This window comes from Hyphomicrobium sp. B1 (assembly GCF_049532635.1).
In the GTDB taxonomy this organism is placed as follows: Bacteria; Pseudomonadota; Alphaproteobacteria; order Rhizobiales; family Hyphomicrobiaceae; genus Hyphomicrobium_B.
The window spans coordinates 1,853,162-1,874,807 of record NZ_CP134871.1 but is presented as its reverse complement, the minus strand read 5'-3'; the positions used below and the strand labels follow the sequence as shown (position 1 = coordinate 1,874,807).

At 60.5% G+C, this 21,646-nt stretch carries 21 protein-coding genes, 1 tRNA gene and 4 pseudogenes; 10 read left to right on the top strand and 16 right to left on the bottom strand.

Going from position 1 to position 21,646, the window contains the following annotated elements; translation table 11 throughout:
* Positions 1–8 precede the first annotated feature (8 nt).
* Both RLW55_RS09045 and RLW55_RS09040 read left to right on the top strand, forming a co-directional pair.
* Complete coding sequence (locus RLW55_RS09045; RefSeq protein ID WP_013949504.1) at positions 9–236, top strand: DUF4169 family protein; 228 nt, start codon at positions 9–11, stop codon at positions 234–236.
* Positions 236–466, top strand: coding sequence for a ribbon-helix-helix domain-containing protein (locus RLW55_RS09040; protein WP_414463929.1), 231 nt, complete (start codon positions 236–238; stop codon positions 464–466). Before RLW55_RS09045 ends, RLW55_RS09040 begins: the two co-directional genes overlap by 1 nt.
* Positions 467–831: 365 nt before the next feature.
* On the opposite strand, the gene RLW55_RS09035 is transcribed toward RLW55_RS09040, so the two are convergent.
* Positions 832–1,287: a hypothetical protein gene (locus tag RLW55_RS09035; RefSeq protein ID WP_013949507.1), complete on the bottom strand. Its 456-nt coding sequence runs from the start codon at positions 1,285–1,287 to the stop codon at positions 832–834.
* Positions 1,288–1,707: 420 nt separating this feature from the next.
* On the opposite strand from RLW55_RS09035, the gene RLW55_RS09030 reads away from it, so the two are divergent.
* The 3 genes from RLW55_RS09030 (at position 1,708) to infA (ending at position 3,045) form a co-directional block, all read left to right on the top strand.
* Positions 1,708–2,160 carry a YcbK family protein gene (locus RLW55_RS09030; RefSeq protein WP_423416220.1) on the top strand — a complete coding sequence of 151 codons (453 nt, stop codon included), beginning with the start codon at positions 1,708–1,710 and terminating at the stop codon, positions 2,158–2,160.
* A 295-nt stretch (positions 2,161–2,455) separates the two neighbouring features.
* Positions 2,456–2,662 carry a cold-shock protein gene (locus RLW55_RS09025; RefSeq protein ID WP_013214405.1) on the top strand — a complete coding sequence of 69 codons (207 nt, stop codon included), beginning with the start codon at positions 2,456–2,458 and terminating at the stop codon, positions 2,660–2,662.
* An 89-nt stretch (positions 2,663–2,751) separates the two neighbouring features.
* Positions 2,752–3,045, top strand: coding sequence for a translation initiation factor IF-1 (gene infA / locus RLW55_RS09020; protein ID WP_013949510.1), 294 nt, complete (start codon positions 2,752–2,754; stop codon positions 3,043–3,045).
* A gap of 69 nt (positions 3,046–3,114) precedes the next feature.
* On the opposite strand, the gene RLW55_RS09015 is transcribed toward infA, so the two are convergent.
* Positions 3,115–4,407 (bottom strand): NTP/NDP exchange transporter, encoded by a 1,293-nt coding sequence (locus RLW55_RS09015; RefSeq protein ID WP_414463932.1) that lies wholly within the window; start codon positions 4,405–4,407, stop codon positions 3,115–3,117.
* Between the two features lie 269 nt (positions 4,408–4,676).
* Here RLW55_RS09015 and RLW55_RS09010 point away from each other — a divergent pair, with 269 nt between their 5' ends.
* Both RLW55_RS09010 and RLW55_RS09005 read left to right on the top strand, forming a co-directional pair.
* Complete coding sequence (locus tag RLW55_RS09010; RefSeq protein WP_414463933.1) at positions 4,677–6,059, top strand: polyhydroxyalkanoate depolymerase; 1,383 nt, start codon at positions 4,677–4,679, stop codon at positions 6,057–6,059.
* Between the two features lie 54 nt (positions 6,060–6,113).
* Positions 6,114–6,611, top strand: a complete 498-nt coding sequence (locus tag RLW55_RS09005; RefSeq protein WP_414463934.1) for an MgtC/SapB family protein — start codon at positions 6,114–6,116, stop codon at positions 6,609–6,611.
* On the opposite strand, the gene polA is transcribed toward RLW55_RS09005, so the two are convergent.
* On the bottom strand, positions 6,608–9,589 hold the full coding sequence (gene polA / locus RLW55_RS09000) for a DNA polymerase I (protein WP_423416219.1): 2,982 nt from the start codon (positions 9,587–9,589) through the stop codon (positions 6,608–6,610). The two genes, RLW55_RS09005 and polA, sit on opposite strands and share 4 nt — an antisense overlap.
* A 240-nt stretch (positions 9,590–9,829) precedes the next feature.
* On the opposite strand from polA, the gene RLW55_RS08995 reads away from it, so the two are divergent.
* Complete coding sequence (locus RLW55_RS08995; protein ID WP_409561058.1) at positions 9,830–10,147, top strand: hypothetical protein; 318 nt, start codon at positions 9,830–9,832, stop codon at positions 10,145–10,147.
* Between the two features lie 488 nt (positions 10,148–10,635).
* Positions 10,636–10,712, top strand: a tRNA-Arg gene (locus RLW55_RS08990).
* 38 nt (positions 10,713–10,750) lie between these two features.
* Here RLW55_RS08990 and RLW55_RS08985 read toward each other — a convergent pair.
* From RLW55_RS08985 to RLW55_RS08945, 9 genes and pseudogenes are all read right to left on the bottom strand, one after another.
* Positions 10,751–11,119: a hypothetical protein gene (locus tag RLW55_RS08985; protein ID WP_423416218.1), complete on the bottom strand. Its 369-nt coding sequence runs from the start codon at positions 11,117–11,119 to the stop codon at positions 10,751–10,753.
* A gap of 13 nt (positions 11,120–11,132) precedes the next feature.
* Positions 11,133–11,411, bottom strand: a complete 279-nt coding sequence (locus tag RLW55_RS08980) for a VirB3 family type IV secretion system protein (protein ID WP_174070790.1) — start codon at positions 11,409–11,411, stop codon at positions 11,133–11,135.
* Positions 11,408–11,737: a TrbC/VirB2 family protein gene (locus tag RLW55_RS08975; protein WP_423416217.1), complete on the bottom strand. Its 330-nt coding sequence runs from the start codon at positions 11,735–11,737 to the stop codon at positions 11,408–11,410. The genes RLW55_RS08980 and RLW55_RS08975 overlap by 4 nt, the downstream gene beginning before the upstream one ends.
* Positions 11,734–12,420 carry an ATPase, T2SS/T4P/T4SS family gene (locus tag RLW55_RS08970; RefSeq protein ID WP_423416216.1) on the bottom strand — a complete coding sequence of 229 codons (687 nt, stop codon included), beginning with the start codon at positions 12,418–12,420 and terminating at the stop codon, positions 11,734–11,736. Before RLW55_RS08970 ends, RLW55_RS08975 begins: the two co-directional genes overlap by 4 nt.
* Positions 12,421–12,593: 173 nt before the next feature.
* A complete protein-coding gene (locus tag RLW55_RS08965) occupies positions 12,594–13,130 on the bottom strand; it encodes an AAA family ATPase (protein WP_423416215.1) in 537 nt (178 codons plus the stop codon).
* A 61-nt stretch (positions 13,131–13,191) separates the two neighbouring features.
* Positions 13,192–13,634 (bottom strand): annotated as a pseudogene (locus RLW55_RS08960) (CopG family transcriptional regulator).
* Between the two features lie 10 nt (positions 13,635–13,644).
* Positions 13,645–15,626: pseudogene (locus RLW55_RS08955) on the bottom strand (conjugal transfer protein TraG).
* 182 nt (positions 15,627–15,808) lie between these two features.
* On the bottom strand, positions 15,809–16,750 hold the full coding sequence (locus tag RLW55_RS08950; protein WP_423416214.1) for a LysR substrate-binding domain-containing protein: 942 nt from the start codon (positions 16,748–16,750) through the stop codon (positions 15,809–15,811).
* 140 nt (positions 16,751–16,890) lie between these two features.
* On the bottom strand, positions 16,891–17,814 hold the full coding sequence (locus RLW55_RS08945; RefSeq protein ID WP_423416213.1) for an NmrA/HSCARG family protein: 924 nt from the start codon (positions 17,812–17,814) through the stop codon (positions 16,891–16,893).
* Positions 17,815–17,891: 77 nt separating this feature from the next.
* On the opposite strand from RLW55_RS08945, the gene RLW55_RS08940 reads away from it, so the two are divergent.
* The gene (locus tag RLW55_RS08940) at positions 17,892–18,284 is read left to right on the top strand and encodes a winged helix-turn-helix transcriptional regulator (protein ID WP_423416212.1); all 393 of its coding nucleotides are present in this window, start codon (positions 17,892–17,894) and stop codon (positions 18,282–18,284) included.
* An 88-nt stretch (positions 18,285–18,372) separates the two neighbouring features.
* On the opposite strand, the pseudogene RLW55_RS08935 reads toward RLW55_RS08940, so the two are convergent.
* From RLW55_RS08935 to pdxY, 4 genes and pseudogenes are all read right to left on the bottom strand, one after another.
* Positions 18,373–18,603 (bottom strand): annotated as a pseudogene (locus RLW55_RS08935) (DUF3363 domain-containing protein); the annotation flags it as partial.
* Positions 18,596–19,534, bottom strand: a pseudogene (locus RLW55_RS08930) (aspartate aminotransferase family protein); the annotation flags it as partial. The pseudogenes RLW55_RS08930 and RLW55_RS08935, both read right to left, overlap by 8 nt.
* Positions 19,531–20,796: a 5-aminolevulinate synthase gene (gene hemA, locus RLW55_RS08925; protein WP_423416211.1), complete on the bottom strand. Its 1,266-nt coding sequence runs from the start codon at positions 20,794–20,796 to the stop codon at positions 19,531–19,533. The pseudogene RLW55_RS08930 and the gene hemA, both read right to left, overlap by 4 nt.
* The gene (gene pdxY, locus RLW55_RS08920) at positions 20,793–21,644 is read right to left on the bottom strand and encodes a pyridoxal kinase (protein WP_423416397.1); all 852 of its coding nucleotides are present in this window, start codon (positions 21,642–21,644) and stop codon (positions 20,793–20,795) included. The genes hemA and pdxY overlap by 4 nt, the downstream gene beginning before the upstream one ends.
* Positions 21,645–21,646: the final 2 nt, after the last annotated feature.

Genomic DNA, 21,646 nt, shown 5'->3' with positions numbered 1-21,646 from the left:
AGCATTTTATGACCGCCGAGATCATCAATCTCAACAAGGTCCGTAAAGCCCGCGAGCGCGCCGACCGCGAACGGGAGGCGCACGAGAACCGGCTTAAGTACGGGCAATCGAAGGCTGAACGCAGTCTCGCCGATGCGCAGCAGCGCAAAACGCAAGGCGAACTCGACGGCGCGCGGCGCGACGATAACAGTCCGGCGGAAGATGCTGACGACTTCGATCCCAGCACCGCCTCGTAATGAGGCCTGAGAAGCGCTCGTTCTCGATCCAGGGCCACCGCACGTCGATTTCGCTGGAGAGCGCGTTCTGGGTCGCACTCAAGGAAGCCGCGGCGGAAGACGGTATGACGCTCGCAGGTCTCATCAATTCCATAGACAAAACGCGTGGTGAAGCCGGGCTTTCGAGCGCCGTGCGCGTTTGGTTGCTGGAGCGGCTCAAAGCGCGCGCGCAGCCATCGGCCGATCGCTAACGCACTTCTTCAACGTTGCTTTTGCAGGCGCTGGCGCTCGCGGAACTCGATGTCGGGAGGCCGTGACGAGCCGGTGTCGCACCATGGATTGCCATAATAACCAAAGCGGCCATTGATCGGCACGCAATCACGGTCACCGCGGGGCGCGGGCTTCTGCCAAGTGTGCTTGGTTTTGGAGCGCGGCTTATGCGTCGCCTCTGCCGGTGATGAGACGGCAAAAGCTGCAACGGCAGCGGCTAGTGCAATCGATAATCCTCGCATGCCCAACCTCGCTTAAAATGCGCGGCGCACGTCACAAACGGGACCGCGCCGCACCGGAGGTAAGCATTGGCGCGACGGATAAACAGCCGCCGCGCCGAAATTGCCTAGGGCAGTCTGCCCCAGCTGAAGAGGCCGTAAAACCACGCCGTGACCGCGCCGAATCCTGCCGACATGCACAGGATGGGCACGATCTGACTGACGTCACCCTCAAGCAGCGGCGAAGGTTTTCCGGCGAGGTACGGCACGACGATGAATGCGCCGATGAGTGCCGGACCGAAAAGGCCGAGGATGGCGCCGCGGATCGTCATCATGCCGATCGGCTTCCAACCCAGGAGAAAACCGAAGAGTGCGCCCCAAAGCCCGGCGGTGATGCCGTTGCCAATCATCCAAGGCAGCACAACCGAAGGAATAAGGAGGCTCGGCATCGGCCGAAGGCTCCAAGGCTCGGCATCCCACCCGGTCCAGTAGTGAACGAAAAACCAGCTGATCGCCTCTTGCACGGTCGCGGCGGCGATCACTCCCGCGATGAAGCCCAAACCCAAGCTCTTCAAGACATTCATGGCCGTGTCCCCCTTCCAGATGTCCCCTTTTTACGTGTGACGCTCCCCACACTGTCTTGCTACTCTGCTTGTTCGGCCAAATCCATTGTCCGATGCTCAAAATGCGGATTTCGGGCTGGCATTGTCCGCATGCGGCAACGGTTCCGGCCTCGGCGACGCGAACGGCCTCATTTTCGCCTATTCGCTACGGCTTTCAGTGCGCGCCGCACAAGAGGTGCCGCTTATCCACAGGATGGGCACCGCAATCTCGAATGAGATTTGAAACGGGGGCGGCGCGTCGGGGGGCTGGCGCTCGCGGTTCCCTGCTTATCCCAATCGCTTGGCCGTTCGAGCCTTGAGCTCGCCAGAGCCGCGTCGCACCGACGCGGAGCGGACCCCGATTGGGCTTTTTCCCATCAGTCAACCAAACGAGGACTTCCCATGCGTAAGGGAACGATTGCCGCGCTTTCTCTTGTACTTGCCGCCACAACGTCGGGTGTAGCCGACGCTAGGCCGGACAGCGACGACGGCGACCACTATCGAGATCGGGCCATGACGAGCCGCAAGATCGCGCGCGGCTCCGGTACATCGACTGCGTGTCTGACATCGGAGACTCGCAACCTCCTCGCGCGTATCCGCGGACAGTTTGGCAACGTCCAGATCGTCTCCACCTGCCGGCCGGGCGCTCGCATTGCCGGTACGGGACGGCCGTCCCGTCATGCCTCGGGGCAGGCGATCGATTTCCGCGTGCCGGGCCGCAAGGCTGAGGTCGTGCGTTGGCTTATCGCCAACCACCGGAACGGGGGCGTCATGACCTACCGGGACATGGACCATATTCACGTCGACGTCGGGCCTCGGTTCGTGGCGCTCAATGCCGCCAGCGGGCGCAGCTAAAGGTTGAAGGCGGGAATATGGTTTCCCGCCTGATTTTCCTCCGGGCGCCGCATATGGTTTGCGAAGACGATCGGAAACGCCCCGCATTTCAAAGCTATTTTGATCTCGGAAGGGGGTGCCCGGAGGCTGCGACGATCTTGCCTTTCTCACAGGACCAAGGCATATAAGTCGCCGTCGAACACGCCTTGGCTTACTCTTACCAGCGCTACCGCCTGCCCTAAGACGTCTCCATCGCGCGATTTGATTAGCCTCCGGTGTTTAACCGGGGAATTTATGTTTGCTTTGGAGGCAATTGATGTCGAACGGGACTGTGAAGTGGTTCAATGGTCAGAAGGGCTATGGCTTCATTCAGCCGGAAGAAGGTGGGAACGATGTGTTCGTCCACATTTCCGCTGTTGAGCGTGCAGGCCTTCAGTCGCTCCGCGAAGGCCAGAAGATCTACTTCGAAACCGAGCGTGGACGTAACGGCAAAATCGCTGCCGTGAACCTGCGTCCGCTCTAAGGTTTTCGAAACCACTCCACTCATGCGGGGAGCAGCTCGTCTGCTCCCCGCTTTTCTTATTCTGAAAACAAACAACGTTCGGAGATCGAATGGCGAAAGAAGAGATGCTCGAGTTCGAAGGCGTGGTGGACGAAGTTCTGCCGGACGCCCGCTGCCGCGTGAAGCTCGACAATGGGCATGAAGTGATTGCCTACACATCCGGTCGCATGAAGAAGAACCGCATCCGCATTCTCGCTGGTGACCGCGTGACGGTCGAGATGACGCCTTACGACTTGACCAAGGGCCGCATCAATTTCCGTCACAAGGACGGACGCCCGCCGATGGGCGATGCTTCTGGCGCCTCGCGCACGAGTGGCGGACCTCCGCGCCGCGGCGGACGCTAATCAAGACCAACGGCTGCACCGTCATCACGGCGACGCAGCGTCTATCTACTGACGGCCCCGAAGCGCTGCTCAGGCGCGAGTGACGATCTCGGAGGCCCGTCTTTTGTGATCTGCGCCGAGGCGCTGCGCGATCCACAACCAAGCGGCGGCAAGCGGAACGGCGACGGCGCCCATTGCGCCTCCGGCAAAGCCAAGGCCTCCGCCGAGCAACGCATAGAGCCAGCCTGATGCTGCGTCGCCGCCGCGAAACACAACGGTGTCGATGAAATTCTGCACCTTGTATTTCTCGTCCGGGCTCGCGAGCGTGTAGATCAGCTTAATCGCGGGGTTGGCGAGCGCGAACGCCACGATGCGCTCGGCGACCATGACGGCGGCGACGATGCCGAGCGCAGCATCGAACGACAACATCAGCACACCGATCGCGCCCGTCACCGGCAATGCAAGCAATGCCGCCGTCACGCCAAAGCGTTTCAGAATGCGTGCCGTGCCAAACACTTCGATCAGGAACGTCACGATGCTGACGACAAGATCGCGGCCGGAGAAAAATAGAACGCGGTCGGCGTTGCTCGAGATCGACGTTGCCACGAGGCGCGCCTGCTCCAGATAGAAGAACGTACCGATGACGTTCGCGATGAAAATGAAAAGCGCGATGCGAGCGAACATCGGCGTCGTGAAGACCTTGATGGCGCCGTCGAGAATGCCGCCGCCAGCGGGCTCGGTTTCACCACCCGTCGCTTCCGGCGGTTTGATACGGCGCAACAGCAGGCTCGCGATCATCGCGGCCAACAGCAAGACCGCCGAAACGAGCATCAGATCGACGGGCGCGAAAATGCGCACGAGCCCTTGCGTAATGAGAGGACCGGCCAGCGCGCCTGCGGTGCCACCGGCTGAAATGAAGCCGTAAAGCCGCTTCGCCGCGTCGTGCGACCAGAGCTCCGACATCAAGCTCCAGAACAGCGACACGACGAAAAGATTGAAGACACTGCCCCATACGAAAAACGCTCCCAGCGCCGCGTGATTTTCCGGTGCCGCTCTCAGCACCAGCCAGAAGGCAACCAGATTGGCGACGAAGAATGCATAGATCGCGGGCAGCACGTAGCGGCGCGGAAAGCGGGCAGCGATAAAGCCAAAGAGCGGCACCAGCGCCAGCATCACGAAGAAGACGATGGTAAAAAGCTGGTGGAGCGAATCCTTACCTAAGGCGACGCCGATTTCATCGCGCACCGGGCGGATGACATAATAGGCGGACAGCAACGCGAAAAACATCGCGAAGGACGCGAGAAGTGCCGCCACCTCGTCAGGCCGAACATTAACGAAACGGCGCAACCACAGCCGCGGCGACCCAGACTGTTCTGTTAGCATTGTTCCCCGCGGTACCGACGATGGTACGGTCTTTGCTTAAAACGGAACAATCAATCAAGGGCGCGCGTCTTTATGATTGGTGCACCGCAATCGTGAAGCACCAAGTGTACCCTTTATGCACGGGGTGCTTAATCGTTAGGCTCATGAACTATTTCTAGATTGTGACGATGTGTAATCGTTCTATACTTATGCAATGCAGCAACAACGCGCTGCACTGCGACGTGGTCGAAGCCCCCAAAGACCATATAAAACAAAGGGTTGGGATTGATATGAACTATTACGCCTATGAAATGGCCCATGCGTTCATGTCCCCGGTGCGATTCGGCGTCCAGGCCTTGAGGCAGACGCTTGGATGGCCACTAAATCCAATGGGGTATACGACTGCCGGCAAAAACATGATCGCTGCGTGCGAGGTGTTCGAAAACATTACGCGCCGCTACGGGAAGCCTGAGTTCGGCATCAGGAATGTGCAGCACGCGGGTCTTACAGTCCCGATCAGCGAAGAAATCGCGCTCTCCAAGCCATTCTGCAACCTCATCCATTTTGTGCGCGACGAAACGGTCACCGGCAAACGCCACGATCCGAAGGTGCTGATCGTAGCGCCGATGTCGGGCCACTACGCAACGCTGCTGCGCGGCACGGTCGAAGCCATGCTTCCCGAGCACGATGTCTACATCACCGATTGGTCAGACGCGCGGAACGTTCCCCTCGCCTCCGGCCAGTTCGATTTCGACGATTTCGTCGATTACCTGATCGAGTTCATGAGTTTTATCGGCACCAACACGCACGTCATTGCGGTTTGTCAGCCGGCCGTTCCGGCACTCGTCGCAGCGGCCGTGATGGCGGCGCGCGGCGAGCAGTGTCAGCCGTCGTCTCTGGTGCTTATGGGCGGGCCGATCGACACCCGGCGCAATCCGACGAAGGTCAACGATCTGGCGGCACAAAAGTCGCTTGCGTGGTTTGAGAACAACGTCATTTCGACGGTGCCCTTCCCGCACGCTGGTTTCATGCGTCCCGTCTATCCGGGCTTCATGCAGCTCACCGGCTTCATGACGATGAACCTCGACCGGCATATGAATGCGCACGTCGATCTGTTCAACAACCTCGTCAAAGGCGACTGCGACAGCGTCAAGCAGCATCAGACGTTCTACGAGGAATATCTGTCAGTGATGGATCTCACGGCCGAGTTCTATCTGCAGACAGTCCAGATCGTATTCCAAGAGCATCTGTTACCTGATCGGAGACTGATGCACCGCGGCGAGCTCGTCGATTGCGCAGCGATCCGCCAGACCGCGATCATGACGGTCGAGGGCGAGCGTGACGACATTTGCGGACTAGGACAAACGGAGGCGGCGCACGATCTCTGCGTCGGCGTACCGACGGACGAGAAAATTCATTATGTGCAGTCCGGCGTCGGGCATTACGGCGTATTCAACGGCACACGCTGGCGCACCGAAATCCAGCCACGCATTCGCGAGTTCATCCGCACGATCAACTACAAGCGGCTGACCGGCGGCAAGAGCACGAAGATGCCGAGACCTTATCGCGCGCTGAAGGATACGCCCGACGTCGCGCCCGATTGGCGAGCTAAGGCGAACGGCGTTCTTGATGAGGTGAATGGCCAGCATTCGCCTGCTTCCGCCGGCGAATAGCTTTAAGGTCAGTCATGTCGTGCTGACCTCATCTCTGTCTCGGATGGGATTCACATGACAACTCCTCTGACAACCCCTCTCGACTACTATGAAGTCGTATGGCGCATGGTAGCAGCTGTTCTGTGCGGCGGCGTCATCGGCCTCGAGCGCGACCTGCGACGCATGCCAACAGGATTCCGGACGATGGCGATCGTCAGTCTCGGTGCATGCATCGCTACCCTCGCCGGTGAGCGCACGGGTGACACAGCAGCGTTCAGCCGTATCGCGCAGGGCGTGGTGACCGGTATCGGCTTTCTCGGCGCAGGCGTCATTCTTCAACGCGGCGACAAGATCCGGAACGTCAAAGGGCTGACGACGGCGGCCACGATTTGGCTCACGGCCGCAATCGGCCTGTTGTGCGGCCTCGGCGAGCTGCAATTGGCGGTTGCCGCGTCCGCGCTTGCGATAGCAGTGCTGGTCCTCGACTTCCTTGGATCGCGCTTTTGGACAAAGCCCGACGATCCTCCCGATCAGCCCGAGGAGGACACGTTCAAGTCGCGCGACGGGGATTAATGCGCCTCATCCCAGTTGTCCGCGGCCTTGGCATCGACGTGGATCGGAACGGAGAGCTTGATCGCAGGCTCGGCTGCGGTCTCCATCACGTGGCGTGCGGTCTTGATCAGCAGCTCAGCCTTATCTTTCGGAACCTCGAAGACCAGTTCGTCGTGGACCTGCAGCAGCATGCGCGCTGATGACAGATTTGCCACCTCGAGAGCATTCGGCATGCGGATCATCGCCCGGCGGATAATGTCGGCGGCGGAACCTTGGATCGGCGCGTTGATCGCGGCACGCTCAAGAAAGCCACGCATCGACGGGTTCTTGGTGTTGATTTCGGGATAATGGATGCGGCGTCCGAAAATCGTTTCGACATGGCCGTGCGCGTGCGCCTGCTTCTTCGTGGCATCCATGTAGTCGCGAATGCCGGGAAAGCGTTGGAAGTAGGTCTTGATGTAATCGCCTGCTTCCTCGCGGCTGATGCTGAGCTGGTTCGCTAGGCCGAAGGCCGAGATACCGTAAATGATGCCGAAGTTAATCGCCTTGGCGCGGCGACGAACTTCGGCCGGCATATCCTTCACGGGCACGCCGAACATTTCTGACGCGGTCATGGCGTGAATGTCGAGGCCGTCAGCGAAAGCCTTCTTCAACTGCGGAATGTCGGCGACGTGGGCGAGCACGCGCAATTCAATCTGCGAATAGTCCGCCGAAACGAGTTTCATGCCTTTTTCTGCAATGAAAGCCGTGCGAATTTCGCGGCCTTCCTTGTTGCGGATCGGAATGTTCTGCAGGTTCGGCTCGGACGATGCCAAGCGCCCAGTCGTCGTGGAGGCGAGCGCGTAGCTGGTGTGAATGCGGCCCGTTTCTGGATTGATATAAGTCGGCAGCGCGTCGGTGTACGTCGACTTGAGCTTCATCAACTGCCGCCATTCGAGCATCGTGTTGACGAGGCGACGGGCGTCGCCGTGAAGGTCTTCGTTGGCGGCGAGATCATCGAGCAGGTTGGCGCGCGTCTCCCATTGGCCGGTTTTTGTTTTCTTGCCGCCGGGAAGTTTCAGGCGATCGAACAGCAACTCGCCGAGTTGTTTCGGTGACCCGAGATTGAACTTGTGACCGGCGAGGCCGTAGATCTCTTCTTCGAGCTGCACAGTGCGTTGCGCGAATGTACTTGAAAGTCGTGCGAGAATATCGCGATCGACCTTGATGCCTGCGTGCTCCATCGCGACGATCACGGGGACGAGTGGTCGTTCAAGCGTCTCGTACACCGTTGCCATGTGCTCAGCGGCGAGGCGCGGCTTCAGTGCCATCCAGAGACGCAACGTGATGTCCGCGTCTTCGGCCGCATATTCGGTTGCCTTGTCGATTGGAACGCCGGCGAACGACTTGTCGGCCTTCTTGGCGCCGGGCGCGTGCTCGATGACTTCGGAAAACGACAGGCATGTGTGGCCCAGGTGGCGTTCCGACAGAACGTCCATACCGTGCTGGCCGCGCCCGCCGTCGAGCGCATAAGAGAGCAGCAACGTATCGTCGAACGGCGCGACCTCGACGCCATAACGCTTCAGGACCAGCACGTCGTATTTGATGTTCTGTCCGATTTTCAAAACCGATGGGTCTTCGAGCAGCGGCTTCATCAGCGCGACCGCCTCGGCAACGGCGAGTTGAGGCGGACGTTTGCCGTCGCCAAAGAGATCGCCGCCGCCGGACTGGTGGTCGACGGGAACGTAGCAAGCCTCGCCCGGCGTCACGGACAACGAAAAGCCGACGAGATCAGCTTCCGTCGCGCTCAGCCGCGAGGTTTCGGTATCGAAGGCGACGCGGCCTGCGCTCTGCGCCTTGGCGATCCATGTTTCCAACTCGGCGCGCGTTGTGACGGTCTGATAACGCGACCGGTCGACCTGCGCGCCGCGCGCAAGCGCGCTACCGGCCGCCACTGCAGCGGCGGGCGTGGCATCTTCCGATGCAGCTTCTTCTTCTAAATCTTCGATCTTGTCGGAAAGCGTTTGCGGCTTAGCTTTCACGCTCGCACCGACTGATACGGCAAGAGGCGGCGGCGCTTCGGTGCCCAGCGCTTCGGCGATACGCTTGGTCAGCGTGTTGAATTCCATCGTGCGCAGGAAGCTTAGAAGGGCATCCGAATGCGGCTCGCGCACGCCGAGCCCTTCGATGACGGTATCGAGCGGAACGTCGTCCTTCAGCAAGACGAGTTGGCGCGAGATGCGGGCTTGCTCGGCAAACTCGATGAGCTTTTCCCGCCGTTTCGGTTGCTTGATCTCGCCGGCCTGCGCCAGAAGCGTATCGAGATCGCCGTAGCTGGTGATGAGTTCGGCCGCCGTCTTGATGCCGATACCGGGCACGCCCGGAACGTTGTCGACCGAGTCACCTGCCAGAGCCTGGACATCGATAACCTTTTCGGGCGGCACGCCGAATTTCTCGATCACCTCGTCTCGTCCAATGCGTTTCGACTTCATGCCGTCGAACATCGTGACGCCAGGACGCACGAGCTGCATAAGATCCTTGTCGGACGACACGATCGTAACGTCGCCACCGGCATCGACGGCGAGCCTGGCATAAGTCGCGATCAGATCGTCGGCCTCGTAGCCCTCGCGCTCTATGCAAGCGACATTGAAGGCTTTGACGGCATCGCGGATCAACGGGAATTGCGGCAACAGTTCTTCCGGCGGGGGCGGCCGCTGCGCCTTGTACTTGGGATAGATAGCGTTGCGGAACGTCTCGCGCCCGGCATCGAAGATGACCGCGAAGTGCGTCGGCGCTTCAGAGATTTTCGTCTCGCGCAGCAGCTTCCAAAGCATGGCGCAGAAACCGTGGACGGCGCCGACCGGCAAGCCGTCCGACGGTCGCGTCAGTGGCGGTAGGGCATGAAAGGCACGGAAAATGTAGCCTGATCCATCGATCAGATAGACGTGGCTTCCTTTGGCGACCGGTACGGTCTCGGCCAGTTCTGAAGCTGAAGGAGATTCAATTTTCGTTTGCTGCATTGTTTCTCTGTTGGCCATGGCGGAAGCGCCCGGTTGCGGTTGCGCGTCGTTTATCGAATTGCCTCGGAATATGCGCTTCGCCGCGAAATCGCGGCCATTTTCCCACGCTATCGGAACATTCTGTTGCTTGGGTCAGACGTCCGTTGACAGCGGGTCGCCCCCATGGCTGAAGTCCGCCGGTCCTTATCTAAATACCGGCCGGCAAAGTTGCAAATCGTCGCTCTTGGGAGAGTATTTGTCATGCGCACGACCGTCAAACTCGCTGCCCTCGCCGTCACTGCTGGAGCCATGGCGTCCGGCCTTGCGGCCACCGACGCCAGCGCCCTGCCGCGCTGCCGGCCCCCGGTCGAAGGTACGGCATCTGCGACCGGCATCCTAGGTGCCGGTACCGAGAAAGCGCGGATCGAGGCGCGGGAAAATTGGAAGTACACGGTCGCCCGTCTCTATGGCCGCCGCTATGCCGATTTTTACAACGCCCAGAACAAGCAATGGGATTGCAAGAAGGGCGCGATCCTGCTCGCCAAGTGTGTCGTCGTCGCCAAGCCTTGCCGGTATTGAGCGGCCAGTATTGAGGGTTTGTGACGAAGGGCTTCGGCGCCTGAACTCCCGGGTTGTAGCTCGCGCCGCTCTGGCAGGAAGCCGGGTGAGGCGTCCCGCCTCACCTCAATTTTCCGAGGATCGCCGGTTCTGCGGCCTGGGCTGCGCAGCATGGCGTTTGCGGCCGACCTTCGAATGGGCTATCAGTCTCGCCCGAAGCACCCGTAGCTCAGCTGGATAGAGCGCTGCCCTCCGAAGGCAGACGTAAGTCAAGCATGGAGTTTATGGGCGTTGAAAAAATCGAGAGATACCAAGCGATTGGAGAAACTCGACGGAAGCAAGCAGAATGCTCTTGGGGTCGCGGAAGCACCACGGAAGCAAATGAGAAGGAGGTTGTAGAGTACGAATGGCGACAAACGGCGAGGCAGCAGCCCGCGTGGTTTAAGCCGGTTCGTTTTTTGATTTCGGGATTGACCCCGGTCGATCTCAGACACTAACTGAATATCGATGCGCCCGTAGCTCAGCTGGATAGAGCGCCACCCTCCGAAGGTGGAGGCCACACGTTCGAATCGTGTCGGGCGCGCCATTTCAGTACAGAACTATGAACGCCAGAAACCGCCAATTTCACGCTTGAAGCGGCCACGAGCGTTCGCAAGAGTTCCGATTTCGATCCCATGATGCGAACTTCGGTATCGGCGACCTCGACGCGCTGCGCCAGTGCGCGCAGGTGATCCCGCCGATAACCCCTCCCTCAAGCCGCAGCTTTTCGCGAGCGACATTGGCAAAGCCCTCAATCATCTCCGGCGTGACCGCCTGATTGCCGGTGGTGTCGAGCGTGGCTTGGGCGCGTTCGGCGTCGGTCGTGGCCTGATCCCGAATCGCCTTGAGACCAACCATGCGCTCTTTCAGTACCGAATCGTTGAGATCAGCGAGACCGGCTTCGATGGCGTCATAAAGCCGATTGGTGAGGCGATATTCGGCAAGGTTCATCATGATTGTGCCTCCCTCACACCGACAGATGACCGGGGATGCGCAGATGACGGCGGCCGACCTCCACGAAGAGCGGATCGCGCTTTGCCGCCCAGACCGCCGCGAAATGCCCAACGGCCCAGATGAGCAGGCCGACCAGCCAGAGGCGCAGGCCGAGTCCCACGGCCCCGGCCAGCGTCCCGTTCAGGATCGCGATGGAACGCGGTGCGCCGCCGAGCAGAATGTGTTCGGTCAGCGCCCGGTGGACCGACACGGTAAAGCCCGGCACGTCCAGTTGCTCGAAGCCCGCCATCAGACGAGCGACCCGCCGCCGAACGAGAAGAACGACAGGAAGAATGAGCTGGCCTCAAAGGCGATCGACAGCCCGAAGACGATCTGGATCAGCTTGCGGAATCGGCCCGACGTATCGCCGAAGGCGAGCGCCAGACCGGTCGCGATGATGATGACGGCGACGATCTTGGCGACCGGCCCCTCGATCGACTGGAGGATTTTCTGGAGCGGGGCTTCCCATGGCATGGACGAACCGGAGGCGTGGGTTGCCGGGATGAGGATCAGGTTGACGTAGGTGAAGGCGGTGGCGGTCGCGATCGTGCGACGCACACGCATGGTGGTGCGGATCATGCGGATTCTCCTGTGCTGGTGGGGATGGCTTGGATGATGCGGTAGTCGCCGTCGGCGCCGAGCCCATCGACACGGGCGAGTTCGACGAGCCGCCGCGCGGAACCGCGGCCGGAGAGGACGGTGACGACGGCCTCTTGAATGAGCTGTTCGAGACGGCGCAGCGCGCCGATGCCGGTTCCGGCATGGATCGTGCCGATGCCGCCCGGATGGCCGGTGCCCCACGCTTTGAGAAGGTCGAGCGCTTCAGCGCCGCGCACCTCGCCGATGGGGATGCGGTCAGGCCGCAGGCGGAGTGAGGACCGGACGAGATCGGAGAGCGTGGCGACGCCGTCCTTGGTGCGCATGAAGGCCGGTGCTGCGACGACAGGCGGCAACAGCCCCTCAAAGCGTTCGCCGGTCTCGGGCAATTCAGCTGAGACGCGAGGGCTCCGGGCGTGGACTTCCGCGCCGGCATGATGCGCGACCAGGCGCACGATACGTTCGCCATCGGCTGGCGACATCATCTCGCCGGTATCGGCCAGACCTTCGGACAGCCGATCGACCCAGATACGGCCATCCGGGTTCAGCATCACCTCGACGACGGCGGGCTCTTCCAGAAACCGGGCGATGGCGGGGCCGAGCGCGGTGCGCAGCATCCGCGCGCCGCGTGCGATGGCTTCCGGTTTGTTGTGACTGGCAGTCATATCGGCCCCGTTTCTTCGCGGGGCGCGCAAGACAGTCCCCGGATCGGGGTCGATTAAAAGAGCCTGAAATCAGGCCTGTTCAACAAGTATCTAGCCGTGTGCGGGCATCGGCGGCCATTGGCGGCGAATAGGACGGGCAACGGAAGAATTGCAAACCACAACGCACAAGAAAGCTATGCCAACAAACGAAACGCTCCATTTTGAACAGAAGCCGTGACGACACCTACTGTTTCGTCGCGGGTCTTCCCATCAATAGGCAGGACGTGCCGCTCTAGTTCTCCAAGGGAAGAAAGCTGACTGTAAAGATCTGCGATAATCTCTGGATTATTCAGTGTTTCACCGCCACGCGCCTGGCAACGCTGAATGGCCTCTTCCAATGCAGGACGCAGGACCACATAATGAAGGGGCACGGTTATGGTCCTGAATGGCGCAAGAAACCACGGACCGATGATGCCGTCCACGATTACGAAATAGCCACCTTTGGCATATCGAACTGCAACCGTCGCCAGCGCATCCATCACTACAGCATTCTGCTCGTGTGCATCCGGCAAATAGGGCGGGATTGCTCCATTTTTGATGAAGTGCCAGAAATCATCCGCGTGAAGATGAACTTTGGGCGACCCCGGGTGGTTTGCGATAGCTTGCGCTGCTGTTGATTTTCCTGAACCGGGAGAGCCGGTCAGAATGAGAATTTCGCCTGCATTTTCCATGAGTGCTCAATATCACAAAGTATTGGCAAGCGAAGGTTTGAACGCCCCAAAAGTGCCGTGTTCACGCAGATTGTCTATCCGCTTCCGACTTATCCATGACAGCAGGTTTAATATCACGCGACAACTCTTTCAGGAACCTGTCGCGAGTCGCTTGCCGAGCGTCTGCATGAAGCCCTCGAACCTCTCCGTGCCTTTCACGCGCGCGGACGCCTGGGCGGATTCCGGCAATGGCGGCGTGATGGTCATCCAGAAGCGGATGAACAACGAGACGGCTTCACCGAGCACGGCGAGATCTTCGTCGAGCCCATCGATCTGGCGGCCGATTTTGTCGAGACGGCGCGACATGGCCGCTTCCAGCTTCTCGCTCGTATCGCCCGACAGGAAGGAGGCGACAGCGGCTTCAACAATGGCGGATTTCGAGACTTTCCGGCGCATCGACAGGGCTTCGATCTGCTTCAGAAGGGCCGGGTCGAAATAGACATTCATGCGGGTGCGGGTCGTCATGGCGCGTTCCTCAAAGTTCGATGCCGTCACCTGGGTCCAGGGACGCCTGCCGCGCGACGATGCGCATCCGGGCGCGCATCGCGTTGGCCTTGGCGGCGTCCACATCGGGTTCGTCGTCCAGAAGGTCGAACTCCTGTGCCGACGACGGCGGCGCCTTGGCGATTGCCTCATGCTCGGGCAATTCCGGATCGCGGCGGATGCCGGCATTGGCCGGGTCACCATCGGTGTTGCCAGCGGCATTCATGGACGATCCCGCCGCCGCGACGACGCGGGCGGACCAATCGTCCAATGCAGACGGGTTGGCCGGAACTGCCGCCAGGTCGGGCGGGGTCAGGATGCGCTCCTGCAACCGCCGATCCTCAAAATATCGAGCCTTGCTGGCGCGGATCGGCGGCGTTCCGGCCACCATGACGATTTCGTCGGTGGGCGGAAGCTGCATGATTTCACCGGGCGTCAGCAACGGCCGCGCCGTCTCCTGCCGCGACACCATGAGATGGCCGAGCCATGGCGATAGCCGATGGCCTGCATAGTTGGTGGAATCGCACATCTCGGCGCCGTGCCGAGCGCATCGCTGACCCGCTTCGCCGTCCTTTCATCGTTGGTCGCGAAACTCACCCGCACATGGCAATTGTCGAGGATCGAATTGTTCTGACCGTAAGCACGTTCGGTCTGGTTGAGGCTCTGCGCGATCAAAAAACCCTTGATGCCGTAGCCCGCCATGAAGGCGAGCGCCGATTCAAAGAAGTCGAGACGGCCGAGCGCCGGAAACTCGTCAAGCATCAGCAGCAGCCGATGGCGCTTGCCGGAGGTGGTCAGCTCCTCCGTCAGGCGCCGACCGATCTGATTGAGGATCAGGCGGATGAGCGGCTTGGTGCGGTTGATGTCAGACGGCGGCACGACAAGGTAAAGACTGACCGCCTTCTTGCCCCCGACGAGATCGGCAATCCGCCAATCGCACCGTGCCGTGACGCGCGCCACGACCGGATCGCGGTAGAGGCCGAGAAAGCTCATGGCGGTCGAGAGCACGCCCGATCGCTCGTTGTCGGATTTGTTCAGCAGCTCGCGGGCGGACGATGCGATGACGGGATGAACCCCGGCTTCGCCGAGATGCGGCGTGTCCATCATCGCGCGCAAGGTGGCTTCGACCGGGCGGCGCGGATCGGACAGGAAGTTGGCGACGCCGGCCAGCGTCTTGTCCTTCTCCGCGTAGAGGACATGCAGGATCGCGCCGACCAGCAGGCTGTGGCTGGTTTTTTCCCAATGGTTGCGCTTATCGAGACTGCCTTCCGGATCGACCAGAATATCCGCGATGTTCTGCACGTCCCGGACTTCCCATTCGCCCTGCCGGACCTCCAGCAGAGGATTGTAGGCCGACGATTGCGCGTTGGTCGGATCGAACAGCAGGACGCGGCCATGCCGGGCGCGAAATCCGGCGGTCAGCGTCCAGTTCTCGCCCTTGATATCATGGACGATGCAGCTTCCCGGCCAGGTGAGCAGCGTCGGCACGACAAGGCCGACACCTTTGCCGCTGCGCGTCGGCGCGAAGCACAGGACATGCTCCGGGCCGCCATGGCGTAGGTAGTCGCGATCATAGCGGCCGAGCACCACGCCATCGGGACCGAGCAGACCGGCGGAGCGGATTTCCTTGTTCTCAGCCCATCGCGCCGAACCATAGGTCGCGACGTTTCCGACCTCCCGCGCTCGCATGATCGACATGGTGATGGCGACGATGATGGCGAGGAAGCCGCCGGACGCGTCGATAAACGCCCCCTCGGTGAAGATCGACGGCGCATAGGCGTCGAAGGAAAACCACCACCAGAAGAATGCCGGGGGATAATAGACCGGCCAGCCGATCAGCTCGAACCATGGGGTTCCGAGTTGCGCCTGAAAGCCGAGCCGCCATGCAGTCCATTGCGTCGCCGCCCAGGTCATCACCAGAACGATGGTCAGGACGATAGCGACCTGAGCCCAGAGTATTCGGCCACCACGCATAAGGGTTCCAATCGTCAAAATTGTCGGAGCCGATCAGAGAATGGGCATTTTCGCGAGGTGCAATAGGCAAGTCGAGGCCGGAGGGCTGCCGGATACGGTCGGCGGCGAATAGGATGGGTGGGTGACGGTACGATCCCGGCACTGTGCCGGAGTAAGGGCCGCTAATCAGTCTGTGGGAAAGATCAGCGCAATTCTGTCGCCAGAGTGAGCAGCTTCATAAGAGCGGGATCGCGGTTGGAGGGCGACCAGACGACTGAGAAGGCGATGGTTTCAGGCTCGTCGCGGATCGGCAAGAACGCTACATTCGCTGTAGTCGCTGCTGCAGCTTCCTCAACGAAAAGCGAAACGCCATGCTTGGCCGCAGTCATCGACAGCAACGTGCTGCGGACGACATCTACCCGGAGGATCGTCGGTGTCAGCCATCTTCCAGCCGCACGCGCCACGATCAGGTCATGAATTTGCGGGCCGGTGCCGCTGTGCCGGACAAGAAAGGTTTCCCCCGCAAGCTGCCGCCATTCGACATCTGCCTGTGCCGTCAATCGATGGTTTGCCGGTAGCGCAACCATCAGTCGGTCTCGCCAGATCACCCTGGAATGGAGGTCGGGAATTTGGTGGGTCTGGGCCATGAAAGCGACATCGACCCTCCTTTCCCGCAGCATGATTTGAGCGTCGCGTGCCGTGCCCTCGGTGATATGCAGACGGACGCTCGGATGGTTGCCGTGGAACCGTTCCAGCAGTCGGTCGAGGAAACACCCTGTTGTGAGAGCGTAGACACCAATGCGCAACTCACCTTCCTCGCCGCGCGCCTGTACCTCGGCTGTTTGGATCGCATGATTAAGGATTTCCATGGCGTTCTCGACCTGATCGACGAAACGGCGCCCGGCTTCGGTCAGCCGAACACCGCGCGTATTGCGGTCGAAGAGGACGATGCCAAGGTCTTCTTCCAGTGCCTTGATCCGGGCGCTGACGCTCGACTGGCTGGTGTCGAGCGCAAGAGCGGCACGGTGGAAACTGAGATATTCCGCGACTGCGAGCATCTGGATCAGGGCGACCATCGGGATATGGCGGCGTAGCAACGGCGATGACAGCCCGATACTGGAAGTATTCTTAAGATATCTCCGCATCCTGGTAACTCACCACGAGTATACCATCGGCCCCAGGAATCTCACGATAGGAGTGGGGCACTTTAAGGTTGCCAATGAACGCGCTGTTGAGCACCTCCACGGCCTCGCGCAGAGGTGAGAGGGGGCTCTATAATTGATCATTATTGCCCGCCCCCTTTACTGAGCGCGGCATTGAGCGCCTCGCGGCCTCCGCCAGCAAGCCAAGACCTGAACGAGAGCAGCTCTGGATTAAGCTCACGCATGACGTCCAGGTCTACATGCTCTGCAAGCGGACCATCCTCCAAGCTCGAAGCCATGTGCGCTAGGTCAACATTGGCTGCCAGGACCTCATCCGGAAACCGGGCATAGGTGATGGGCTTGCCGGCGACTTCGGTGAGGGCGGCTTCCAACTCGTGGCCTGTAACTCTGTCGCTAGCAATCTTTAACGTCACACCGCCAAACCGAGCTTTGTCGGCGAACATCGCCGCAACAATTTTTCCGATGTCTTCCACAGCGGTGAGTTGTATCGAATGATCGGGGCGGATCAGGGAAATCAGCCGTCCTTCGTCCAGGCCAAAGCCGGGTCGCACGAGCATCTCCATGAAGATCATGGGCCGGACAACGGTTGCCGTGAGCGGCAATTCGCGGACATGTGCCTCGATACGAGGCTTGGCGTCGAAGCGCGGAACGCCCGTCAGCTTGTTGCCAACGCTTGCGCCCGAGGAATAGATGAAGTGATCGATGCGGCTCTTTGCGGCCAGATCAGCGATGGATGTTCCATAACGGACCTCGTCCTCCGCCGACAGGTTGGCTGGCAGCACGCTGAATACGCCATGTACATCCTTCATCGCGGCGGCGATTACATCGGCGTCTTTGAATGACCCATGCACGAGTTCGGCGCCTGCATCCCGCAACGCAATAGACGCGGGTTCTGAAGGATTGAGCACAATGGCACGAACGGGCCATCGGACCTTTAGCAACGCTTTGGCAACCGATCCGCCCTGCCGGCCAGTGGCTCCGAAAACCAAGATTGGAAGTCGATCATCTATCATGGGACACCCTCGTGTTGAACAAGGGCTATCCATATATACAATTCTGGCTAGGTCGGAAGACAGCACATTTCGTAGCCTCAGGCACAAGGATGTACGTTTTGGAAGAGACGATGGTTGGCAAAACTAGCAAACAAACTGATGATGGGCGACGCTTCAAGCCGTACCCATCCAATGGAATTTGTGGAAGACTTGGAGACAAGTGGACCGCTCAAGTGATTTGGCACCTATCGCTCGCCAGTGGGCGAAGGCTTCGGTTCTCGGCGCTCAAGTCCGAGATTGATGGGATCACCCAGCGCATGTTGACACTTACTTTGCGAAATTTGGAGCGAGACGGCTTGGTGGTGCGTCACTATTTTCCCGAAGTGCCCCCACGTGTCGAATATGAACTGACCGAGATGGGTGCAGGAATCTTGTCTGCCCTTGAAAGTCTTAACTTCTGGATATGGGACAACCTGCCACGCATAGAGGAAAGCAGGCGAGCTTATGATCGTTCCGACCTCTAATGTCCTATCAACAGCATCCGGACAATGTGCTGTATGTCGAGGACAATGGCCATGCAGAAAACAGCAGGCGCTGGAGTAGCGGCGGAGACTACAGCGACACCCCCCGCTGCCGCCCAAGCTGCCACGACACCGAACCGCCCTGCATAACGCCCATGACCTCGCGGCCAAGCTGGCGGTCGATGACCCGCCGCCACGGGACAAGTGTGAACTCGTGGCTCTTCTCGATGATGGCGAACTTGCCGCTGGATAGCTGGACGGTCCCCGTGAACTTGCCGCTGACGGCCTCGCCATCAGTGACAGCGCGGAACGGCAACGCCTTCCAGCAGACCGCGTAACAAAGCGCCCTTGCGCCGGATTTCCGCGAGCAGCGTGGCATCCTTCACGATGTCGAGCACCGCGTTGGCGACGGCCCCGGCAAGCGGATTGCCGCAGAAGGTCGAACCATGGGCGCCAGGCGTCATGCCGAACGCTGCGCTGCGGGTGGCGAGGCATGCGCCGATCGGGAAGCCGCCGCCGAGTCCCTTGGCCAGACTCATGATGTCGGGAACAACGCCGGATTCTTGATGCGCGAAGAGATAACCCGTGCGGGCCATGCCACACTGTATTTCGTCAAAGATCAGCAGAAGGCCGCGTTCGTCACAAAGCTCGCGGAGCTGGCGCAGAAAGCTGTGACGGACCGACCTGATTCCGCTCTCGCCCTGAATAGGCTCGATCATGATGGCGGCGGTTTCTGACCCGATGCAGGCGCGGACAGCCTCTATGTCTCCGAGCGGACACTGATCGAACCCGTCGACCGTGGGGCCGAAGCCGTCGAGATATTTTCGGTTCCCGCCAGCGGCCATCGTCGCCAGCGTTCGACCGTGAAACGCGCCTTCAAAGGTGATGATGCGCAAGCGGCCTGGATGGCCATGTGCGTCGTGGTGCCGGCGCGCGATCTTGATCGCGCATTCATTGGCCTCGGCCCCGGAGTTCGCAAAGAATGCAACGTCGGCAAAACAGGCGGCCGTCAGACGTTCGGCCAGTCTCTCCGTTTCAGAAATACGGTAGACATTGGACAGGTGCCAGAGCTTGCGGCCTTGGCGCTCCAGCGCTCCGATCAGATGCGGATGCGAATAGCCAAGTGCATTGACGGCGATGCCGGCGCCGAAATCGAGATAGCGTTCACCATTCGCCGTAGTCAGCCATGCGCCTTCGCCATGGTCGAACAGCATGGATGCCGGCTGGAACACGGGAAGAAGCGCATTGCTCATGCCACGCCCCCCGCAGTGACGACAGGACTATGCTGCTGCGCCGCCACAGCCAGTTCCCGCCAGCGCGGAGATGCCTGGCGGATCGCGACGAGCGCCGCGACAAGGGCATTCTCGTCCTCGTCGGTATGGAGCGGGGTTGGCGTGATGCGCAGGCGTTCGGTTCCGCGCGGAACGGTCGGGTAGTTGATCGGCTGAATGTAGATGCCGTATTCGCCCATGAGCTGGTCGGTGATCGTTTTTGCCAGCGCAGCATCGCCTATCATCACCGGCAGGATGTGGCTGGGGCTCGGCAGAACCGGGATGCCATTCGCCAGCATCTTCGCCTTGAGCGATGCCGTTCGTCTTGCAAGCGCTAGCCGGGACGATCCGTCTTCCTTCAGGTGATGCAAGGCCGCACGAATCCCGGCGACGACGGACGGCGGCAATGCGGTGCTGAAAATGAAACCGGGCGCAAAACTGCGAACGAAATCGACCGCGTCACGACTGCCGGCGATGTAGCCCCCGATCGAACCGAAACCTTTGCTGAGCGTCCCTTGAAACATGTCGATGCGGTCAAGCAGGCCATCGCGCTCGGCGACGCCGGCCCCGCGCGCGCCGTAAAGACCGACGGCATGGACCTCATCGACATAGGTGAACGCATTATGCTTCTCGGCGAGATCGCAGATCGCCTCCATCGGCGCGAAGTCGCCATCCATGGAATAGCAGCTCTCGAAGCAGACCAGCTTCGGCCGGTATTTGCAGACCGAGGCGAGTTGCCGTTCGAGATCACGCCAGTCGTTATGCGCGAACACCCGCTTTTCCGGGCCCGAGCGGCGCATACCCTCGATCATCGAGGCATGGTTCAGCGCGTCGGAAAAGATCACGCATCCGGGCAAGAAGCGGCCGAGCGATGAAAGTGCGGCGTCGTTCGCGACATAGCCCGATGTGAACAGCAAGGCGGATTGCTTGCTGTGCAGGTCGGCAAGCTCCCGTTCGAGCAGGACATGTTTATGACTGGTGCCGGAGATGTTGCGCGTGCCGCCCGCGCCCGCACCATATTGTTCTAATGCGTCGCGTGCTGCGCCGATGACGTCCGGGTGCACGCCCATCGACAGATAATCGTTCGAACACCAGATCGTAACGCGCCTGCCAGCCCGATGATCAAATGCATGAATGCCGCTCTGCGATTCCCGTTCAAGATCGGCGAAGACGCGATAGCGTCCCTCCCGGTGCAATTGCGACAGTTCGTTGGTGAAGAAATCCCGATAATTGAACAGGGTCATTGAGAGGGCTCCTTGCAGGCGGGACCAAGCGTTTCGATGACGCTGGCGAGCTGCATTTCGTGTTCGCCCTCAGCCATCGTCCGCCCGAGAATGTCGAGTACGATGGCGGCGGCGCGGCGGGCGGCTTCCACCAGCGTGAGGTCCCGCGCGAGGTTGGCGGTCAGAAGGCCGGTATAGAGATCGCCTGTCCCGACCGGCACTATCGGCAGGCGCGGCGATGTCAGCCGCGTGCAGGACTTGTCCTCGAAGACGATATTCTCCAGCGAGCCGTCCGGCGTATCGGAGAGTGTGCAGCCGGTGACGACAAATCGCGCTCCGCGCTGTTCCTGAATTTTCAGAACGGCCGCCTCAAGCTCGCGCCATGTCGATAGCTGGCTGCCCGCGATCAGCCCGACCTCGTACTGGTTGGGCGTCAGCAGGTCGGCCAGCGGGACCAACTCATCGCATATGCATTCCACTACCTGATCGGATACGAAGACCCCGAGATTGGCGTCTCCCATGACCGGATCGCAGATGTATGTGATGTCGGGATTGAGTTGCCGTGCCCGTTTGACGAACGCGGCCACAACTTCGCCGTTGGCGCGGGAGCCGAGATAGCCGGAGACGATATAGCGGCTCGTCTCGATCAGCCCGCGCTCCTCGACTCCGCGCAACAGGTCGCCGACAAGTTCCGGCTCCAGCACCCGTCCGCGCATGGTCTCAAAGCCTGGGTGGTTGGAAAGCAGAGTGGTCGGCACCGCCGCGACGTTCAACCCTTGCGCCTGCATGGGCAGAACGGCGGCGCTGTTGCCGACATGCCCATGCACGACCTGGCTCTGGATCGAGATGATGGAGGTCGTCATGGGCATCG